Here is an 18,392-nt window from a genome sequence, read left to right as displayed (position 1 = left end):
ACGGCGTGACGGTCGTGTAGCCCTCGGGGATCGCCTTGACAGACATTTCGGGTGACTCTTTCTGCCAGCGGGAAGATGCTTCCGACGCTAATCGCGGTATAGGTCATTTTCTGTCCTATACGGCACGAAGCATCCTGGCGGCCATCTCGCACAGGTCGCTGGCCGGCTCGGGCGGCTCGAACTCGACGGAACATCCAGCCGACGTCGCCGTGTGCCAGCTTGAGCGGTCACCGCAAGCGCGTCCTGTCCGGAATCCGGTCGTCAACGCCGACATCGCCCCCCGTCGGCGAGCCGAGGCGAAGTAGTCCGACACATGCCGCCGCCAACGCGTGCTGGCCCGCCAATACAGCCTCAACCGCCGGACTTCGATGGCACAAACCGCTCGCGGGACAAGCTTCGCTGACACGAGGGACAAGGCTGAATGGCAAAGGACACCCGCAGAACGAGCTGACCTCGGCCGCCTCAACCCGGGTGGTGCATCGTCGACCGCTGTGTATGGTGACGGCCATCAAGCAGTCAAGTCGCTGCCTTCGGCGGGTGGAAACCTAATATCGCCGCAGGCTCCTCGCGAATAGGCTCGCGCTCATGACCGACGGCGACTGGCGGGATAGTGGGTTCAGGCAGCGCCGGCCCTCCGCGGAGACTCTCGACTGGGTCGCGGCGTCGATGGGTCGAGGCAGTCGCGTCGTCGGCTATCGCCGGTTGACCGGTGGTGTCTGCTCCGCCGTGCATCGGCTAACTGTCGAGCGACGTGAAAGGCTCCGTTGCATTGTCTGTTCGGCGAGCGCGACGAATTCCTCGGCCGCCGCTGGTCAGATGGCTCGAGGGAGTCCGGTGAACGCTGCGGCGAGTCTGGGGGCCGGCGGCTTGTCGAGTGCGATGTCGTAGTGGCCGCGTCGCAGATTCTGCATGAAGGCGTGCCCGGCGATGACCACTTGTGCGGTGCGATCGGTCTGGAGTCCGCGCATCGGTCGCAGTCGGCGCTTGAGCTGGCCGTGATCGGCCTCGATCGGATTGTTCGCGTACTGCTCGACGTGGTGCCACGCCGACGGAAGCAGTTCGTCGAGCACGGCGGGGTAGACCGGCGCCGCGTCGGTCACCACCTCGCTCGGCATCACCTTCAGCGTCCGCAGCGCCCGGGTAAAGAACCGGCGGGTGGCCGTAGCGTCGCGGCGGGCGGAAAGCAGCACGTCGATGACCTGGCCGTGCCGGTCGACGGCCCGGTACACGTAGCGCCACACACCATTGACTTTGATGTACGTCTCGTCGACATACCGTCGGTCGCCAGGTGAGTGGCGAGTGAACCGGGCGGCATCGGCCAGCAGCGGGGTGAACCGCTGCACCCACCGGTACACCGTCACGTGGTCGACCTCGATCCCGCGTTCCGCGAGTAACTCTTCGACATCGCGGTAGGAGAGCCCGTAACGCAGGTACCAGCGGACCGCCACCACGATCACCTCGGCCGGGAAGCGGAACCCTGCGAACGCGGACCGGGGAGGCGACCAGAGACGAGAACGCGCGGCATGCTTCACCGGTCAAGCCTGCCTTGATCTCCCGACGAGCGAACGCAACAGAGCCAGTCGTACTCGATGCCACACAGGACGGCTGGAGCCGCGCATCGACGCCGCTAACGCAACCCTGTCCTGTAGTTGTAAAGTCGCGGACGGCACCGCTATCGGCGGAAGGGTGGAGCCGATGTCATCAGGCCGCCGCCGGAAAGGCATTCGCGAGGTCGCCGCGGCAGCCGGCGTCTCGGTCGGCACTGTCTCGAACGTCTTGAACAGCCCTGACATCGTGGCGGTTGACACCCGCAAACGGGTTGAGCGGGTTATGCACGAACTTGGATTCGTGCGAAACGGGCTGGCCCGCCAGCTGCGGGAAGGGCGCGGCAGCACGGTCGGAGCCGTGGTGCTGGACATCGGCAATCCGTTCTTCACCGAGGTGGCGCGCGGAATCGAGGACCGCCTCGCGGAGGCCGGCTGCTTACTCACCCTGTGTAGCACGGACCAGCGGCCGGAGCGGGAGGCCCGCTACGTGCAGATGTTGGAAGAGCATGGCGTACGAGGCCTGCTGGTGACACCGAGCCGACGGGACTTCACGTCACTGCTGGCGGTTCAGCGCCGCGGCGTCCCTGTCGTGCTGTTGGACTGTCCGAGCCCTGCCGAGGAGTTGAGTTCGGTCTCGATCGACGATGTACGCGGCGGCGAACTGGCCGCCGCGCATCTGGTCAGTCAAGGCCATCGACGAATCCTGTTCTTGAACGGGCCGGCGCAGGTCATGCAGTGCGCTGCTCGGAGCCGGGGCGCGCGCCGCGCCGTACGGCAGGCCGGACTGGATCCGTCGAGGCATCTGTTCGAGGTGGAGATGTCACGGGCGGACACTGACAGAGCCGAGCACACTCTGAAGCAGATTCTGGCCTTGCCGCAGCGGCCGACCGCCATCATGTGTGTCAGCGACATGGTTGCCTTGGGCGTCATGCGGGGCTTGCGCAAACAGGGCGTCAAGGTGCCGGATGACATCGCCGTCGTCGGCTACGACGATGTGCCCTTCGCGGCTGAACTCGCCACGTCCCTGACCACTGTCCGGCAACCCACCTACGAACTCGGACACGCCGCGGCGGAGATTCTGCTGACCGAGGCGGACCCTGCAGTACCCACGCGACCTCAACAGTTGGTCTATCAACCCGAATTGATCCTGCGCGAGTCCGCCTGAGGAGACGCCGGGTCGCCGGGTGATACGAGGTGGGCGGGTCATCCAGCGAGGAGACCGCGCCGCGGCTCGATAGGGGCGCCGCCTTGGGTGCCCGCCTTCGGACGGCGATGCGATCTTGGGTGCAGCCTCGCTCGTGCTCCTCGCGGCGTGATCCCAGTCATCGATCGATGTGGCGCCTCCCTTGAGTGATCTGTGTTCTTCTGGTAGACAGGAATCGCACTTGGGAGCGCTCCCACCCTCTGAGCGTTCTTGCATGTGCTTGCAGTTCGGCTGCCGAAGCGCGGCGACATGCACATGCCTGGACGGCCCCACCGACCTGCCAGGCAAGGGATGTCAGCGCTAAATCCCCCTAATTCGATGCCTGTCAATTCTTGCGGGCATTGTTCGCTCTGCGATTCGAATTCTCAGTGTCGATCTGACTGCGGGTCGAACCGCTCCACTGCGTGCGTTGTCCGCACGTACGCCGTCTCGCAAACGGCCAGTTTTTCATGCCGGTCATTGAAAGCTTTCAACCCGGCGGTGCGAGTGTACGGCCATGCCCTCGCGCCGCAACGTGCCGGCATCTGATCACTCGCCTTCATGGCGGAGGCGATATCGACAACAAGGATGGAGCCGGATGATGCTGTCCAGACAAAGACGCACCGCGTTACTCGCCGCAGCCGTTGCAACGGTGGTCGGCGGTGCCGGTCTGCTTGCCACGGTTGCCGCCAGTGCCGCTGCCGCAGGGTGCCGGGTGGACTACGTCGTGACCAACCAGTGGCAAGGCGGGTTCGGCGCCAACCTCACCGTCACCAATCTCGGTGATCCGGTCGACGGCTGGACCCTGACGTGGTCGTACAGTGCCGGCCAGGCCGTGACGCAGGCATGGAACGCGACCGTCACCCAGGCCGGCAGCAGGGTGACCGCTAGAAACGTCAGCCACAACGCCGGTATCGCGACGAACGGCACCGTCGCGTTCGGTTTCAACGGCTCGTGGACCAGCAGCAACCCCGAGCCCAGCGACTTCACCCTCAACGGCACGGCCTGCACGGGAGCGACCACGCCACCCACCGGCGGGCCCTCGCCTTCCGGCCCGACGCCTTCTACTCCGCCGTCCTCCCCGCCTCCTTCGTCGGGATCGGGCAAGCAGATGGAGGACCTCAACCGCGGTCTGGTCAGTGTCCGCTCCGGCTCCGGCAACCTCGTCTCCTGGCGGCTGTTCGGCTACGAGGCCGCCTCGACGGGATTCAACGTCTACCGCGGCTCCACCAAGGTGAACTCCGCACCGATCACCAACTCCACCAACCTGATGGACAACGGAGCCCCAGCCGACGCGACGTACACCGTGCGGGCCGTGGTCGGCGGCGCGGAACAGCCGCCGTCGGAGCAGTCCCTGCGGTTCGCCGGCGGCAACTATCTCGACGTGCCGATCTCACGTCCGGGCAGCAACTATTCGGCCGGTGACGCCAGCGTCGGCGACGTCGACGGCGACGGGCAGCACGAGATCTTCCTGAAATGGGATCCCAGCGACCAGAAGGACAACTCCCAGAGCGGCACCACGAGCAACGTCTACATCGACGCCTACCGGCTCAACGGCACCCGGCTCTGGCGGGTCAACCTCGGCCGCAACATCCGGGCCGGCGCTCACTACACCCAGTTCCAGGTGTACGACTACGACGGCGACGGCCGGGCGGAGATGGCGGTCAAGACCGGCGACGGCAGCGTCTCAGGCACCGGACAGGTGATCGGCAACGCCAACGCCGACCACCGCAACTCTGCCGGACACGTCATCACCGGCCCGGAGTTCCTCACCGTGTTCAACGGCCTCACCGGCGCCGTGGCGTCGACCGTGAACTACGAGCCCGCTCGCGGAAACATCGCCGACTGGGGTGACAACTACGGCAACCGGGGCGAACGGTATCTGGCCGGCACCGCCTACCTCGACGGCGAGCGCCCCAGCATCATCATGGGCCGCGGCTACTACGCCCGAAGCACGATCGCGGCCTATGACTTCCGCGACGGCCGGCTCACCCTGCGATGGAAGTTTGACTCCCGCACCGCCGGCAGCCAGTACACCGGCAAGGGCACGCACTCGCTGTCCATCGCCGACGTCGACGGCAACGGCACCGACGAGATCATCTACGGCGGCATGACGATCAACGCCAACGGCACCGGCCGCTACGCCAACTACCCCCACGGTGACGCCCTACACGTCAGCGACTTCGTCACCAACCGTCCGGGTCAGGAGATCTGGCAGATCCACGAGAGCGGCGGCATCGCTGCATCACTGCGGGATGCACGCACCGGCGCGACCATCTTCTCGAAGGACAACACCTGCGGCTGCGAAGGACCCGCCCGCGGCGCTGCCGGTGACATCTACGCCGGCAACCCCGGCGGAGAGTTCTGGGGTCAGGGCACAGGCCTGACCGCCCTGTTCAACGGCTCCGGCGGCAACGCCGGGCGCAGCCCCGGCGTGGCGAACTTCCTCGCCTGGTGGGACGGCGACCTGACCCGGGAACTGCTGAACAGCAACCAGGTCGACAAGTACGGAACCGGCGGGAACACCCGGCTGTTCACCGGCTCCGGCGCCCACTCCATCAACGGAACCAAGTCGACCCCGTCGCTGTCCGGCGACCTGTTCGGCGACTGGCGTGAGGAGATCATCCTGCCTCGCGACGACAACGGCGCCCTGCGCATCTTCGCCACCCAGAACCAGACCGACCAGCGCATCTACACCCTGCTCCACGACGCTCAGTACCGGGTGGCCCTCGCCTGGCAGAACACCGCCTACAACCAGCCGCCGCACCCCAGCTTCCACATCGGCAGCGGCATGGCAACCCCGCCACGACCGAACCACCCCGTCCGCTGACGCCCGCCCGGGCGGGCCCCCCGGCGTTCAGCGCCGGGGTGCCCTCCGTGGATGTCTGGGACGGCTCGCGTCCGCCGCCGGTTTGGGTGCATGTGCCCGTGTGGTTGTGTCCTGGAGATTACCCGTGGTAATCAACGGCGAAGTCGGCTCAACCAGACCGGCGGGACGCTCTTAGCAGATTTGGTTGCTCCCGCCGTACGACGCTGTTTCCTGGGCGCGGCTACGGTGTGCCGGTCGAGCAGGGGTCGATGTTGACTCTTTGATCCGGATCGCCGTTGACCGTGGGGTTGATGGGAGCTTCTGCGGCGGAGCGCCAGGGCAGCTGTGGCCACCACTGTTGCTGTCCGGCGACAGCGTCCGCGCTCGGCTCGGTCGGTACCCCCGGTACCAGTGGCAGATAGCTCTGGCCCCGGCATGCCGCTTCCGCCCGCACCCGCTCGATCGGTTCTGTCCAACTGTGCGGCGCCAGATTGAACCGCCCCCAATGCACCGGAACCATCAGTTTGCCGCCGACGAGTGTGTTCGCTTGCACAGCGAGTTCCGGGCTCAGGTGAGTATCCGGCCATTTCTCGTCGTACTGCCCCGAATCGATCAGGGTCACGTCGAACGGTCCGAGACGTTGCCCGATCTGGGCGAGCTCGGCGAAGTATCCGGTGTCGCCCGAGTACCACACCCGGTGCTGCGGCCCCCGCATCGCCCAGCCTGACCACAGGGTCTCGTTGCTGCGCGGGGTCTCGGGCCGAAGAGTGCCGGGCGGGGGTGGACACCAGTTCCACGGCGCCCACAGTGGCGCTCTGCCACCAGTCGAGTTCACGGATCCGCTCCGCGGGGATCCCCCAACGCTGCAGGTGCGCACCGATCCCGAGTGGCACCACAAACGTGGTGGCTGACCAGCCTGCCATGGCCCTGATCGTCTGATGATCGAGGTGATCCCAGTGGTCGTGGGAGATGAGTACGGCATCCACCTTCCCGAGATCGGAAAGCGCGGCCGGTACCGGGTAGAACGCCTTGGTACCCAGCAGACCGGACGGCCCTGCCTGTTCTCCCCAGACCGGGTCGATCAGCACGCGCAGACCGTCGATTTCCATCAGGGTCGACGAGTGCCCGAACCAGGTGAGGCGCAGCCCCTGCGCCGGAGCAGTGGCGAGCAGGCCGGTGTCGGTCGCCGCGATGTCGAGGGGCCGATCCGGGCTGCTGGTATCGCTGTCGCCACCGGGGATCGCCGCTGCGGGGGACATCCACTGCGGCCAGGGATCCGCGAACTCGCCGTCACGCCACTGCGGCGACTGCTCGATCGATGCCAGCCGCTCGCCGTCCGGAGACGCCCCGAAAGGTTCGCTCCGCACATAGATCAAACCGCCGCCCACCGAGACTGCCAGCAGAGCACCGATCCCGGCCACAGTCCGGCGCACCCACCGCCACCGACGCCGAGGGCGACGCGAAGCAGACATACTCTGCTCGTTCTGAGCGTCCTCGGAAGTGCCCGGGAGATGCGCGTCTTCGCCGTGATCCGGTTGAGCGGTCATCACATGTCCTTTGTATGGGAGCGGCGTGCGTCCGCATGGCGTCGGCCTGGCGCTCAAGGCAGCTCGACATGACGGCGCTGTGGCGCGCGCCATGAGGTAACCAGTACTTGGTGCCGGCAGGCAGTCCCTGCCAATGGGTGTACTGGGCGTACACCCGAGCGCCGGCCTACCCGTCGTAATCCGGGCGGGTGCGGAGCGGACGTGGCCCTCTCCCGTTCCGGCAGGCCGGCTGGTGCATGACGGGCCGACGATCGGTCGCGTCGTGGTGCTATCGCGCGAGATCGGGCTGGTGGATATCAGTGGCGCCGATCTCGCCGTGCGGCTGCGCAGGGCCGATTGAAGCGCAGCTGCGGTGCTCAGAACCGCCGGCCGGAGTTCCGGCCACGGAACTGTGGCGAGGATGGCGAACTCGAGTTCGAGCGTGCGGCCGGCCGCGGCCGCCGCGAGCATGGCAGTGTACTCGGGGCCGGGGGTACTAAAGCGTCCACCAGCGCCTGCGAGCGTCGCAGAAAGAGCAGTCCCCAGGCGGCCGGAATGGTGTCGGCGAGCGTACTGCCCACCTGCCCGGCCCGGTGACCGATGTCCAGCAAAGCCCGCCCCAGACACGGCAAGGTTCAGGACGGGCAGCACCTGGGCTAACTACGCCTCCGACGACCACAGCAGATAGGTCAGCCCGACCGACACTCCGCCTCGCGTTGCACAGCGCGAGCATGTCCTCCTCTGACGGCAATGCTGGAGTGTCAATGGCCAATCAGATCGCCCCGTAGCGGGGCGGCAAATGGCCGCCTATGGGGATCATTCACTGGCCGCCGACACTGGAGCTTGTCGACCTCGATGCCGCTCAATCGTCACCCTGTAGAACGCCTGCCAGTCAGCCCCATCGGGCAGCACGCCGAAGGTCGGCGAGTCCAGGAGGGCGATCCTTTAGCCGAAGTCGCTTAGTGGCTAGCTCGCCAAGTTCCACGTCGATCGAGGCGGCGAAGGCGTCGATTGTTACGGCACCCTCGCACCGAATTCGGCCGACCCGCACAGTGATGGACGCGATGTCACCGACCTCATCGAGTGCAATGTCGTTGAGCACCCCACCGCCCTCAAGCGCCATGAACCGATCGTCGGTCAGCTTGATCCTCAGATCCGCTTCGATGCTTGCGCTGGACATCGAATGCGCTCTTGGCTCGCTCAGCACGACATGATCTGCACAGTCTTCACGCTGGCACACCGCCTACGGGCGCGAACAGGCGAACCGCTGCGACGCTCCGGAAACTACACGGATTGGGCGCAGGATGCTGTTCTGTAAGCGGCCGCTGGTACCGGACAACCTTGGTCGCCCCACCGGCCCTGATCGTGCAGAGCGCTGCTGGCCTCGGTGCAGCCGACCTCTGCCATTGACAATCGCCCGGAAAATGTGTCAAAAGGTTTAGGGTTGCGACCACGAGCCAGGCCGCTAGTGGAGTTGGGCCAGCTGTCGGGTCGGCTTGTGGTCGCTGATTTGTTCATGTGGTGATGTTGGTGGCAATGCCGGTATCGAGCCAGTGGAGGCTCCGCTTGATGTCGGCGGCGGTGTTGGTGAACGCGCGTTCAACGGCGTGCCGGGGTTGCCGGAAGTGCCGCCATCCTTCGTAGTGGACGGGGATGACCGTGTGCGGGCGGATGGCCTGGCACAGTTCGACGGCTTTACGGCCGGTCATGGAGTACCGCAGTGGTCCGGTGATCGGGAATCGGACGCCGCCGAGGTGCAGGATGGCGGTACCGATGTGGAGCCGTTCGGCGACGGTGCGCAGGCCTGCGAATAGCACGGTGTCGCCAGAGATCCATAGGACGCCATGGCGTTGGCCGTTCCATTGCAGGGCGAAGCCGGTGACATCGCCGACGATCGGCCGGCTCAGTGGTGGGCCGTGCCGGCAGGGGGTGGCGGTGATCTCGATGGTGGGCCGGCCTGGGGCGCTGAGGATGGTGGTGGCCCACGGTGCGAGTCCTTGTGCGCCGCCACCGAGCCGTTCGGCGCCTGACACGGTGGTGAGCACCGTGTCCGCGTCGGGCAGCAGTGTGCGGCCGAGTGTGTCGAGGTTGTCGCCGTGGTGGTCGTGGGTGAGCAGGACCGCGTCGATCCGGCCGAGCTGACCGGCCGGGATCGCCGGTCCGGTCAGCTTCGTCGAGGAGGTGCCCCAGCCGAAGGCGTACCGGCGGCCGGGCGGGTCGAATGTCGGGTCGGTCAGTAAGCGCCATCCACCGACCTCGATCAGGGTGGTCGGTCCGCCGATGTGCGTGATGCGGACCTGCGACGCCGGGCTCATCGCGCGTGGCGCAGCGCCCAGTCGAGGGCGAAGTCGGCGATCTCCTCCCAGCCTTTCTGGGCCGGCAGCAGGTGGGCGTACCCGTCGTACTCGACGTGTTCGGTGATGGTGTTCGACTTGTAGTGCTTGACGTTGGAGCGTTGCACGGCGGGGGGCATGATGTGGTCCTCGCTGCCGGAGATGAACAGCAGCGGCGCCCGGTTGGCGTTGTGGTAGTCGACCCAGGTGTCCTGGTGGCCGGGCTGAAAGTTGGCAAGCACGCTGCCCCACAGGATGCCGCCGTTGGCCGGGATGTGGTAGCGCTCGTACAGCGCCTGCGCCTCCTCGTCGCTGAACGTGTTCGTGAAGGCGTACTTCCACTCCTCGAGGGTCAGCCCGACGGACTTGTGCCGGTTCGCCGGTGACTTGAGCACCGGGAACGTCGACTTCACCTGCGACAGCGGCACCACCTTGACGCCTTCGGTGGGCGCCGAGTTCATCGCCACCCCGACCGCACCGTAGCCGTGGTCGAGCAGGATCTGGGTGAACGCACCGCCGGCCGAGTGCCCGATGATGATCGGAGGCTCGGGCAGAGCCTTGATCTCGGCCTCCAGCTTGTCGATGATCGCCGGCACGGTCACCGCGGTGATGATATCGGGGTTGGCGTTGAGCGCCTCGACCTCGACGTCGAAGCCCGGGTATCCGGGGGCAAGGACCCGGAATCCCTTGGCCTCGTAGTGGGTGATCCAGTGCTCCCAGCTGCGTGGGGTGACCCAGAACCCGTGCACGAGCACGATGGTGTCGGGGATGCCGGTCATGGTCAGGCTCCGTAGGTGTCGAGGAAGGTGAGCAAGTCGGCGCTGAGCTGCTCCTTGTGGGTGTCGGTGATGCCGTGCGGCGCACCCGGGTAGACGATCAGCTGGGCGTCCTTGACCCGTGCGGCCGACGCCTTGCCGCCGACCTCGAACGGGACGACCTGGTCGTCGTCGCCGTGGATGACCAGGGTCGGCACGTCGAACTTGGCGAGGTCGTCGCGGAAGTCGGTGGCCGAGAACGCGGCGATCGACTCGTAGGCGTTGCGGTGCCCGGCGGCCATGGACTGCAGCCAGAAAGCGTCCCGGATGCCTTGGGAGACGTTGGCGCCAGGCCGGTTGTTGCCGAAGAACGGCCCGTCGGCCAGGTCCTTGTACAGCTGCGAGCGGTCGGCGGCCGAGCCCGCGCGGATGCCGTCGAACACCTCGATCGGCACCCCGCCGGGGTTGTCGTCGCGCAGCACCATCAGCGGCGGCACCGCCGAGACCAGCACCGCCTGCGCGACGCGGGAAGTGCCGTGCCGTCCGATGTACCGGGTGATCTCCCCACCACCGGTGGAGAACCCGACCAGCGTCACCTCCCGCAGGTCCAGGTGGTCGAGCAGGGTGGCCAGGTCGTCGGCGTAGGTGTCCATTTCGTTGCCGGTCCAGGTCTGCGTGGAGCGGCCGTGCCCGCGCCGGTCGTGCGCGATGGCCCGGTAGCCGTGCTCGGCGAGGAACAGCTGCTGGGCCTCCCAGCTGTCGGCGTTGAGCGGCCAGCCGTGGCTGAGCACGACCGGGCGGCCGGCGCCCCAATCCTTGTAGAAGATCTGGGTGTCGTCGGCGGTAGTAATAGAGGGCATGACGTCGTCCTTTCGGTGCTGGAAGGGTGGTGCGGGTGGCAGGCGCCGCTCAGGAGCGCTGCTCGGCGGCCGCCCGGGCAGCCAGCGTGATCAGCTCGGCAGTGAAGCGCGGCTGCGACATCATGGCCACGTGCGAGGCCCGAATCTCCACGGTGCGGGCGCCGGCCCGCTGCGCCATGAACCGCTGCGCCGCCGCGGGGATGAGGTTGTCGTCGCGGGCGACGAGGTACCAGGAGGGGATCTGCTTCCACGCCGGTGCCCCCGACGCCTGCTGCAGCGTGTGGCCCTCGCCGGGCCGCTGGGTGGCGGCCATGATCTCGGTTGTGGAGCGGGGCAGGTCAGCGGCGAAGATGTCGCGGAACCGGTCCTTCTTGACGTACCCGTCGACGGCGTCCCCACCGCCGGGCAGCGGCCGGAAGTCCAGGGCGTCGAGGCCGAGTTTCGTGCCCGGGAACATGGTCTGCAGCCCGATGACGGTGTCGCCGGCGTCCGGCGCGAACGCCGCCACGTAGACCAGCGCCTTGACGTTGGGGTTGCCGGTGGCGGCGTTGGTGATGACCACCCCGCCGTAGGAGTGCCCGACCAGCACGATCGGTCCGGAGATGGTGGCCAGGATGCTGGCGAGGTACGCGGAATCAGTGTCGACGCCTCGCAGCGGGTTCGCCGGCGCCAGCACCGGGTAGCCGTCGCGGATCAGCCGCCGGATGACGTCGTTCCAGCCGGATGCGTCGGCGAACGCGCCGTGCACCAGCACGACGGTCGGACGCGCCGGTCGTGTCGACGCCGGGTTGGCCGACGCGGAAGCAGTTGGGGCGAGGACCGTAGGGGTGAAAGCGAGTGTCGTGGCACCGAGTGCGCCACCCAGCAACGTGCGGCGGCGGTGCGCACCACCGGGGGATGGGGTCTGGGACATGGATCTCCTTCCGTCGCACGCCCGGGACCGGTGTCGCGAGCGTGGTGTGGCATGACGGTATGGAGAGGGTGGATGGCGGCGTCTGAACGAAAACTGAACGGTGGCACTCCGGCAGCGACGCCGGGCCCGTCTGATACGCAGGCGTCGCAACGGTTGAGCCGGAACAGTGTGCGACGGCGTCAGCGTCGGTGCACGGTGAAATGGTCCGAATGGCCGGGATCGATCGCGGCAAGCTTGCGGCGCAGCTGCTCGGCGTCCGAACTACCGATCATCTCCATGATCGCGAGGGCTTGTCGCCAAAACTCACGCGCTTCCGCGGATTTGCCCGCGGCTTGCTGGTTGTCGCCGAGGCGGTGCAGGACGAGCGCCTCGTGGGACCGAGCACCCTGGTTGCGACGTACCTGTAACGCCATCAGGTAGTACTCGTTGGCGCGCGCAAAGTCGCCGAGCTTGTGGTGCGCGTGGCCCAGAGTGTCCAAGGAATTGGCGATGCCATCATCGCGGTCGAGTTCGCGGAAAATAGCAAGTGCTCGCTCGGCGTCATCGACGGCCAGGGCAAGATCGCCGTCCAGGACGTGGATCCAGGCCAGATTGTTGAGTGATGCAGCTACAGCGCCCCTGTGTTCGGCAGCGCTGGCATAGGCCAATGCGTCGGTCGCGTGCACGAGCGCCTCGGCTAAGTTGTCACGCTGGGCACAGAGGTAAGACAAATGCCAAGAGACGCGTGCCTGCCCGTATCCGTCGCCGAGCGAGCCGAATAGCGCGTGGGCATTCACGAGGTGCGGCTCGGCGTCTTCGTACAGGTCCAGCTCTATCAAGACCATACCGAGTTCTGTGGAGATCTGTGCGCGGACGTCCGTGCTGGCGACATCCGCGCCCGCCGTCAGCGCGTCCGCCAGGACGGTACGCATGTCGTCCCAGTGACCCAATTGGTACAGGAACGGGGTAAGGCTCCACGCCATGTGGCAGGCGTGGTCGGCGCGGCCGAGCACTGTGACTTCGCGAACAGCAGCAAGGAGCGTAAGTCGTTCGGCGGTGAACCATGCACCGGCCGTATCGCGGTCGGTAGGGCCTTCCAGTGGTGGAGGTTGCCGGTCGACCTCGATCGAACTACGGCCGGGGTAGTAGAGGCGCTCGGCACTAAGCGCGGTGAGACGGTAATAGTCGAGCAACCGGTGCAGGGCAGCCTGATGTGCAGGGCCGCCGTCGTCGCCTGCCACCTCTGCGGCGAAGGCCGCGATCAGATCGTGCATGGCATACCGATTCGGCCCCTGCCGGTTGATGAGGGTCGCTTGAAGTAGTTCGGCGAGCAGCGGCCGCACGTCTCGGATCGAGACCCCGGCGAGACTCGCCGCCGCGGCCAATCCGATGTCGGGTCCGACCCGGGTCTTGCCGAGGAGCCGAAACAAGCGGGCGGCCTCGTCGCTGAGGGCGTGATACGACCAGGAAAACACCGTACGGACGTCTATAACCGCTTCGGTTTCGGCGAACGCGTCGAGTCGACCGTGCGTGGCCGCGAGGTCCGCGACGATGGCGTCCAGGCCGAGGGCCAGGCCGGTCGCCGCCCGCGCCGCCACGACGGCCAGGGCCAGGGGCAGGCCACCGCAGTACCGGATGATCGCCGCCGCTGCTTGCGGCTCGGCCTCGATCCGCTCGCGGCCAACGCGGTGCGCCAGCATTTCGAGGGCGTCTTCGTCGGACATCGTTTGCAGCGGCAGCGGATGAGCACCATTCGTCACCACCAGGCTGGACAGCATGGTTCGGCTGGTGACGACGGTCAGGCAGCTGCGGCTGCCGGGCAGCAGCGGCCGGACGTGTTCCGCGTCGCGCGCGTTGTCGATGACCACGAGGACGCGCCGCTCGGCGAGCAGGCTGCGGTACATCGTGACCATGCCGTCCAACGTTCGTGGCATCTTCGCCGCGGTGACCTCGAACGCTTCGAGGAACCCACGCAGCGCATCGGACGGATCGACCAAGGAACCGTCGGGGTCGAAGCCGCGTAGGTTGACGAAGAGTTGACCGTCGGGATACCGGGAGGCGACCTCGTGAGCGAGGTGCACCGCCAGCGCGGTCTTACCCACACCGGCCATCCCCACCACGGTGACAAGCGGTCGCACCGCAGCACCGTCGGGTCTCATCGCCATCGCCGCGGCCAGCTCGGTAACTCGGCCGGTGAACGACGGCAGGTCGGCCGGAAGCTGCGCCGGCCGGACCGCTGTCACCGGTGCCGGTGGCGCAAGAGACAGGACGGTTGCCGGCCGGAGCACCTCGCGTTGGGCCGCCGCCAACTCGTCGCCAGGGTCGACCCCCAGGTCTTCGGCCAGCGTGCGGCGCACCAATTCGAACCGCTCCAGCGCCTGCGCCTGCCGGCCTGCCGCCGCGAGCAACAGCATCAACCTGGCCTGCACCGACTCATCGAGCAAGTCGCGATCGGCGATCGTGTGAATAGCGTCAAGCACCGCCAGGCCGTGCCCGGCGTGCAGCGCCGCGTCGGAGGCCTCGCACGCCGCCTGGAGACACTCCCGTTCGACCTCCCGGAACAGCGCGTGGGAACGTACCGCCGCATCGATGTTGCCGGCGATCGGGCCTGTCCACAGCTGCAGCGCAGACCGAAAAGAGGCCACCGCTGAGGCGCCGTCGCTCGCCGTCCGCGCCTGGCCGACAAGCCGGCGGAACTCAACCAGGTCGACCTGCCCCTGCCCGCCGTCGAGCTGGTAACCGCCGCTACCCCGGATGAGCCACTGGCCGTTGTCCCGCGTGGGGAGGCCAGGTTCCAGGAGCCGGCGCAACGTCCGCACATGGACGTGCACGGCATTCACCGCGGCGCTCGGTACGGACGGTCCCCACACGACATCCAGGACGTCCGGAATGCTCACCGGCATACCCACCCGGGCTAACAGCACCGCCAGCACCGCACGTGCCTGCGGTGGCCGCAGCGCAATCTCGCGCTCTTCCCGCCACGCCCTGACCGATCCCAGGACCGCCAGCCGAACCTGTGGGCTCACCGGCGCAACACCGCCACGCGCCGCGGGCATGACACAGCATCGCGGTACAGCACAGTTCGCGAGCCTCCCCCGACTTCAAACATCGCTGCTGCAACTTTCGGAAGCCGCACCCCAGACCACCCGGCTGAACCAGGGAAAGCAAGACGCTCAACGGGAATCCACTGGGCACCGAACGATCGCACGTCACCAAGGCACGCGCCTTCGAGCGCCCGCGCGCAGTAGACCACGCACCGCATGCCGACAAGATCGGCGTACCCGTTCTACTGCATCACCCGTTCAGGCAGTCTCCGACACGTATCCGGGACCATCTCGCTAACGGTGTTTCCGGCGTCTTCCAGTCTCCGCACCGGTGTATGGCGCCAAAGTTGCAAGACGGGTGCGGACCAGCTGCACCTGACTGCGGTGCCGCTTTGGGCGGCGGGGGTCAGCCGTCGCCGTGGCTCAGGACGGCACTCGGCAGACCGCTCCAACCGCACAGCCGCAGGGTCGTGATCACGGCGGGGGAACAGTAGATGTGAACGATCCCGCGTTGACGATCTCCGGGTTGCGGACCAGGACCGCGATTTCGGGCAGCGTCTCGTACGGCCGCCGGACTACCTCGCCGGCAGTGAGCTGCTCGGCCAGGGCGGCGGCCTGCTCCGCGCTGGCCCACCGCACTCCGGTACGCCACCCGTCAGTGGCGAGCGGTCCTGCGTTCACCGTCATCGTGGCGTTCCCCTCTTCCGGTCAGCTATCGACGAAATCCGCTGTCACCGGGCTGGGTGAGGATCTGCACGGCCCGGGTGCCGACGGCCGTGATGTCCAGGTCGGTGGTCATGGCGGTGCTCCTTGCAGCAGGGGAGGGTCCGGCCGGTCCGGCGTGAGCCCGCCCGGCTCATGTACACAGCGTCATCGTGCGCTGCGGGTTGTGAAGGGCTGCGGTGTTGCGGCAACATCGGCGGCAACGGATCGAAGGAGCGCCCCGGATGGACGCCGTACGCCACGTCTTCGGCGTCGTCCTGAACCACCTGCGCACCGAGGCAGGCCTGAGCCTGCGCGCCCTGGCCGCGAAGGCCCGCTACGACCACACCCGGCTCAGCCGCGCCGAGCACGGCGAGCACCTGCCCGCCGCGGACTGGGTCAAGGACATCGACACCGCCCTGCATGCCGGAGGTCTGCTGAACCTGCTGCACTCCCTCGCCCCAGCGGACACCTCAGCCTCGAGAGGGCGGACGGCCCTTCCGCTTGCTGGCCTGCGCGTCGATGATGGCCAGAGCGATAGCGTGACCTTGCAGATGCAGACACCGGACGGAAGGACGGTGCAGGTGAAGCTGTCCCGACGCCAGCTCGGCGAACTCATGGCCACCGGCCTGCTACGCACGGCCCTGCCCGCCGGAGTCACCGACCCGGACCAGGCCGAACGCATCGCCAAAGTGCTCGCCGAACAACACCCGGTCGATCCACAGGTACTCGGCTACTTCCGGCGGCTTCTCAACGAGCACTTCACCGCGGACAAAATGATCGGGCCTCAGCAGTTACTCGGCACCACGCTCGCCCAGGTCCGCGTCCTTGACCGGCTGCGACGCACCGCATCACCCGACACGACGCAACTCCTGCTGCGGCTGCCAGCGCAGTACGGCGAGTTCACCGGCTGGCTGCAGCAGGACCTCGGCGACACCACCGCGGCCCGGTACTGGTCAGACCGGGCGAGCCAGTGGCACAGGCCGCGGACGACTACGCCATGGTCGCGTACCTGATGATCCGCAAGTCCAACATCGCGCTGCTGGACAACGATCCCCGCGAGGTGATCGAGCTGGCGGCCGGCGCCCGCAAGGTACCCCGCGCGACGAATCCCCGGTTGCACGCCCTGGCCGCCCATCAACAGGCCCGCGGCTGGGCGCTCCACGGCGACGCCACCCGGTTCCAGCAACAGATCGAGGACGCCGCAACCCTGCTGCACGAACACCCCGCCGATCACGACAACGCCGCCTATCTACCTGCACCAGTACAGCTTGGACGTGCTGGAGGAGCAGTCCGCCGGCGGCTATCGGGCCTGCGGGCAGACAGCAGAGGCCGTCCGCATCCTTGAAGACAAGATCAAGGCAACAGGCGAGCACCTACGCCGGGATCACGGACATCTGCTGGCCAAACTCGCCAACACGGTGCTCGCCACGAAGGAGCCGGAGCCGGACCGGGCGATCACGCTCGGGCTGCGCAGCGCCACGGCAGCCGCGCTCACCGGCTCGGCCCGCATCGGCAAGGAACTGCGCACGCTCGACAGCGTGCTGGCGGTCCGCTTCCCGACGGCCCCGGGCCGGCACGAACTGCACGACGCAGTCGCTGCGCTGCGCTGACACCCTTGGCTCCGCCCGGCATCGCACTCGCGGAGGCCCTGGCCCACGCCGCCTGAGACACCCGGGCGCGGAACCTGCACCACTGCTGGAGGCTCTGGAGTGCCCGATCCGTGCCGTTCGGCTCGGGTTTACGGTGCGATCAGGAACCGCACCACGGTCACCATGACCGTGATCGCAACACTAAGGACAGCCAGCCCACGCCGGCGGCGGCGACCGGCAGACCCATCGCCAAGGCGCCGAGCCTGGAACGCGTGTAACTACCGTGACGATCCATGAAGAACGATGTGGCCCTCCCGGGAGACCGCCCGCTGCGTAACAGCCGGTCCCCCGGCCGGCGTCCGTTCGCGGCGGGCGCCTTCCACCACCTCGCTCCCACGGCGCAAGGGCTCCCCCAACGAGAGCGCGGTTGCCTTGCCTGGTCCAGCACTCCGGGTTGGCAAATTGAAGAGTGACCAACCCGCACACCACACATCCGCCGTCCTAGACCGCGACGCCTCCCACCGCTCGCTGCCCGGTAGCGGATACCCCAACCGGGGTGGCTGGCGACGCTCGAAGGCCGGGTGCGCGCTGGCCGCGCCGGGGCCACTGCTACGCGGCAACGAGTCGAAGCACGGTATCGCCTCGGTCGTCGATCGGGTCGATCAGTTCTGGCCCTCGTGATCCACCGCGGCCGGTCTTGTTGACTGCGGTCGACTCGCTGGTTGTCGTACGCAGAGCACCTGGGTGGCCTTAGACGCGTGGAAAAGGCCATGGTGGTCGTCCTGCCGGACACCGGTAGGCGGCTATCTGAGCACCCTGCTGTTCGCGGTCTCCTGAGACGGTGGTGTCCCGGGGGCGGACCGCCTACCGGGACATCGCGGCCGGATCAGAGGGCGGTGTCGACGCCGGCTTCCTCGCAAGCCGTGTTGACCAGCGTGCGGCCCAGGGTCGTCTTGGCGTTGTTGTCGTACTCGCCGATCGGGTCCGCCGGGTCCTTGGCGGCCTTGGCTACCGAGGCGGCGAGGCTCTTGACCGCCTCCGCGGTCGCGGTCTCGCTGTCACCGGCCGCCTTGGTAAGGGAGGCCGCGAGGCCCTTCAGGACCTTCTTGCTCCCGGCGAGCGGAAGGTCCGCACCGTTGTTGGTGGCTT

15 protein-coding genes and 1 pseudogene are annotated in these 18,392 nt (G+C 67.4%); 5 read left to right on the top strand and 11 right to left on the bottom strand.

Annotation, left to right across the window (positions count from 1 at the left end; translation table 11 throughout):
• Positions 1-812 precede the first annotated feature (812 nt).
• A complete protein-coding gene (locus I4J89_RS48315) occupies positions 813-1,532 on the bottom strand; it encodes an IS6 family transposase (RefSeq protein WP_196420978.1) in 720 nt (239 codons plus the stop codon).
• A gap of 163 nt (positions 1,533-1,695) precedes the next feature.
• Here I4J89_RS48315 and I4J89_RS48310 point away from each other — a divergent pair, with 163 nt between their 5' ends.
• Together I4J89_RS48310 and I4J89_RS48305 are read left to right on the top strand one after the other, a co-directional pair.
• Positions 1,696-2,712, top strand: coding sequence for a LacI family DNA-binding transcriptional regulator (locus I4J89_RS48310; protein WP_196420977.1), 1,017 nt, complete (start codon positions 1,696-1,698; stop codon positions 2,710-2,712).
• 616 nt (positions 2,713-3,328) lie between these two features.
• Complete coding sequence (locus I4J89_RS48305) at positions 3,329-5,560, top strand: rhamnogalacturonan lyase family protein (RefSeq protein WP_196420976.1); 2,232 nt, start codon at positions 3,329-3,331, stop codon at positions 5,558-5,560.
• Between the two features lie 220 nt (positions 5,561-5,780).
• Here I4J89_RS48305 and I4J89_RS52310 read toward each other — a convergent pair whose 3' ends face one another.
• The 9 genes and pseudogenes from I4J89_RS52310 to I4J89_RS48265 all read right to left on the bottom strand — a co-directional run bounded on the left by I4J89_RS52310 (position 5,781) and on the right by I4J89_RS48265 (position 15,636).
• Positions 5,781-6,374, bottom strand: coding sequence for an MBL fold metallo-hydrolase (locus I4J89_RS52310; RefSeq protein WP_507236537.1), 594 nt, complete (start codon positions 6,372-6,374; stop codon positions 5,781-5,783).
• A pseudogene (locus I4J89_RS52305) lies at positions 6,301-6,798 on the bottom strand (MBL fold metallo-hydrolase); the annotation flags it as partial. The gene I4J89_RS52310 and the pseudogene I4J89_RS52305, both read right to left, overlap by 74 nt.
• A 1,159-nt stretch (positions 6,799-7,957) precedes the next feature.
• Positions 7,958-8,272, bottom strand: a complete 315-nt coding sequence (locus I4J89_RS48295) for a hypothetical protein (RefSeq protein WP_196420975.1) — start codon at positions 8,270-8,272, stop codon at positions 7,958-7,960.
• A 307-nt stretch (positions 8,273-8,579) separates the two neighbouring features.
• Positions 8,580-9,380, bottom strand: coding sequence for an MBL fold metallo-hydrolase (locus I4J89_RS48290; RefSeq protein ID WP_196420974.1), 801 nt, complete (start codon positions 9,378-9,380; stop codon positions 8,580-8,582).
• On the bottom strand, positions 9,377-10,177 hold the full coding sequence (locus I4J89_RS48285; protein WP_196420973.1) for an alpha/beta hydrolase: 801 nt from the start codon (positions 10,175-10,177) through the stop codon (positions 9,377-9,379). The genes I4J89_RS48290 and I4J89_RS48285 overlap by 4 nt, the downstream gene beginning before the upstream one ends.
• Before the next feature lie 2 nt (positions 10,178-10,179).
• Positions 10,180-11,013, bottom strand: a complete 834-nt coding sequence (locus I4J89_RS48280; RefSeq protein ID WP_196420972.1) for an alpha/beta fold hydrolase — start codon at positions 11,011-11,013, stop codon at positions 10,180-10,182.
• Between the two features lie 49 nt (positions 11,014-11,062).
• Positions 11,063-11,926, bottom strand: coding sequence for an alpha/beta fold hydrolase (locus I4J89_RS48275; RefSeq protein WP_196420971.1), 864 nt, complete (start codon positions 11,924-11,926; stop codon positions 11,063-11,065).
• Positions 11,927-12,105: 179 nt separating this feature from the next.
• Positions 12,106-14,961: an AfsR/SARP family transcriptional regulator gene (locus I4J89_RS48270; protein ID WP_196420970.1), complete on the bottom strand. Its 2,856-nt coding sequence runs from the start codon at positions 14,959-14,961 to the stop codon at positions 12,106-12,108.
• Between the two features lie 462 nt (positions 14,962-15,423).
• Positions 15,424-15,636 carry a hypothetical protein gene (locus I4J89_RS48265; RefSeq protein WP_196420969.1) on the bottom strand — a complete coding sequence of 71 codons (213 nt, stop codon included), beginning with the start codon at positions 15,634-15,636 and terminating at the stop codon, positions 15,424-15,426.
• A gap of 260 nt (positions 15,637-15,896) precedes the next feature.
• Between I4J89_RS48265 and I4J89_RS48260 the strand changes: the two genes are divergently transcribed.
• The 3 genes from I4J89_RS48260 to I4J89_RS48250 are packed head-to-tail and all read left to right on the top strand — an operon-like array spanning position 15,897 to position 17,264.
• Positions 15,897-16,667: a helix-turn-helix domain-containing protein gene (locus I4J89_RS48260; RefSeq protein ID WP_196420968.1), complete on the top strand. Its 771-nt coding sequence runs from the start codon at positions 15,897-15,899 to the stop codon at positions 16,665-16,667.
• Complete coding sequence (locus tag I4J89_RS48255; RefSeq protein WP_196420967.1) at positions 16,667-16,999, top strand: hypothetical protein; 333 nt, start codon at positions 16,667-16,669, stop codon at positions 16,997-16,999. The genes I4J89_RS48260 and I4J89_RS48255 overlap by 1 nt, the downstream gene beginning before the upstream one ends.
• A complete protein-coding gene (locus I4J89_RS48250; protein ID WP_196420966.1) occupies positions 16,929-17,264 on the top strand; it encodes a hypothetical protein in 336 nt (111 codons plus the stop codon). Before I4J89_RS48255 ends, I4J89_RS48250 begins: the two co-directional genes overlap by 71 nt.
• Before the next feature lie 865 nt (positions 17,265-18,129).
• Here the strand turns inward: I4J89_RS48250 and I4J89_RS48245 are convergent.
• The coding region (locus I4J89_RS48245) for a hypothetical protein (RefSeq protein ID WP_230860832.1) at positions 18,130-18,392 on the bottom strand (263 nt) is incomplete at its 5' end.

The organism is Actinoplanes aureus (assembly GCF_015704865.1).
In the GTDB taxonomy this organism is placed as follows: domain Bacteria; phylum Actinomycetota; class Actinomycetes; order Mycobacteriales; family Micromonosporaceae; genus Actinoplanes; species Actinoplanes aureus.
Note: the sequence above shows the minus strand (reverse complement) of the source record. Positions and strands in the feature narration are given on the sequence as shown.

Bases quoted from the DNA above. Each gene is read 5' to 3' on its own strand.
- I4J89_RS48310 (WP_196420977.1), top strand. From the start codon at position 1,696: ATGTCATCAGGCCGCCGCCGGAAAGGCATTCGCGAGGTCGCCGCGGCA.
- I4J89_RS48305 (WP_196420976.1), top strand. From the start codon at position 3,329: ATGATGCTGTCCAGACAAAGACGCACCGCGTTACTCGCCGCAGCCGTT.
- I4J89_RS48290 (WP_196420974.1), bottom strand. From the start codon at position 9,380: ATGAGCCCGGCGTCGCAGGTCCGCATCACGCACATCGGCGGACCGACC.
- I4J89_RS48285 (WP_196420973.1), bottom strand. From the start codon at position 10,177: ATGACCGGCATCCCCGACACCATCGTGCTCGTGCACGGGTTCTGGGTC.
- I4J89_RS48280 (WP_196420972.1), bottom strand. From the start codon at position 11,013: ATGCCCTCTATTACTACCGCCGACGACACCCAGATCTTCTACAAGGAT.
- I4J89_RS48275 (WP_196420971.1), bottom strand. From the start codon at position 11,926: ATGTCCCAGACCCCATCCCCCGGTGGTGCGCACCGCCGCCGCACGTTG.
- I4J89_RS48270 (WP_196420970.1), bottom strand. From the start codon at position 14,961: ATGCCCGCGGCGCGTGGCGGTGTTGCGCCGGTGAGCCCACAGGTTCGG.
- I4J89_RS48265 (WP_196420969.1), bottom strand. From the start codon at position 15,636: ATGACGGTGAACGCAGGACCGCTCGCCACTGACGGGTGGCGTACCGGA.
- I4J89_RS48260 (WP_196420968.1), top strand. From the start codon at position 15,897: ATGGACGCCGTACGCCACGTCTTCGGCGTCGTCCTGAACCACCTGCGC.
- I4J89_RS48255 (WP_196420967.1), top strand. From the start codon at position 16,667: ATGATCCGCAAGTCCAACATCGCGCTGCTGGACAACGATCCCCGCGAG.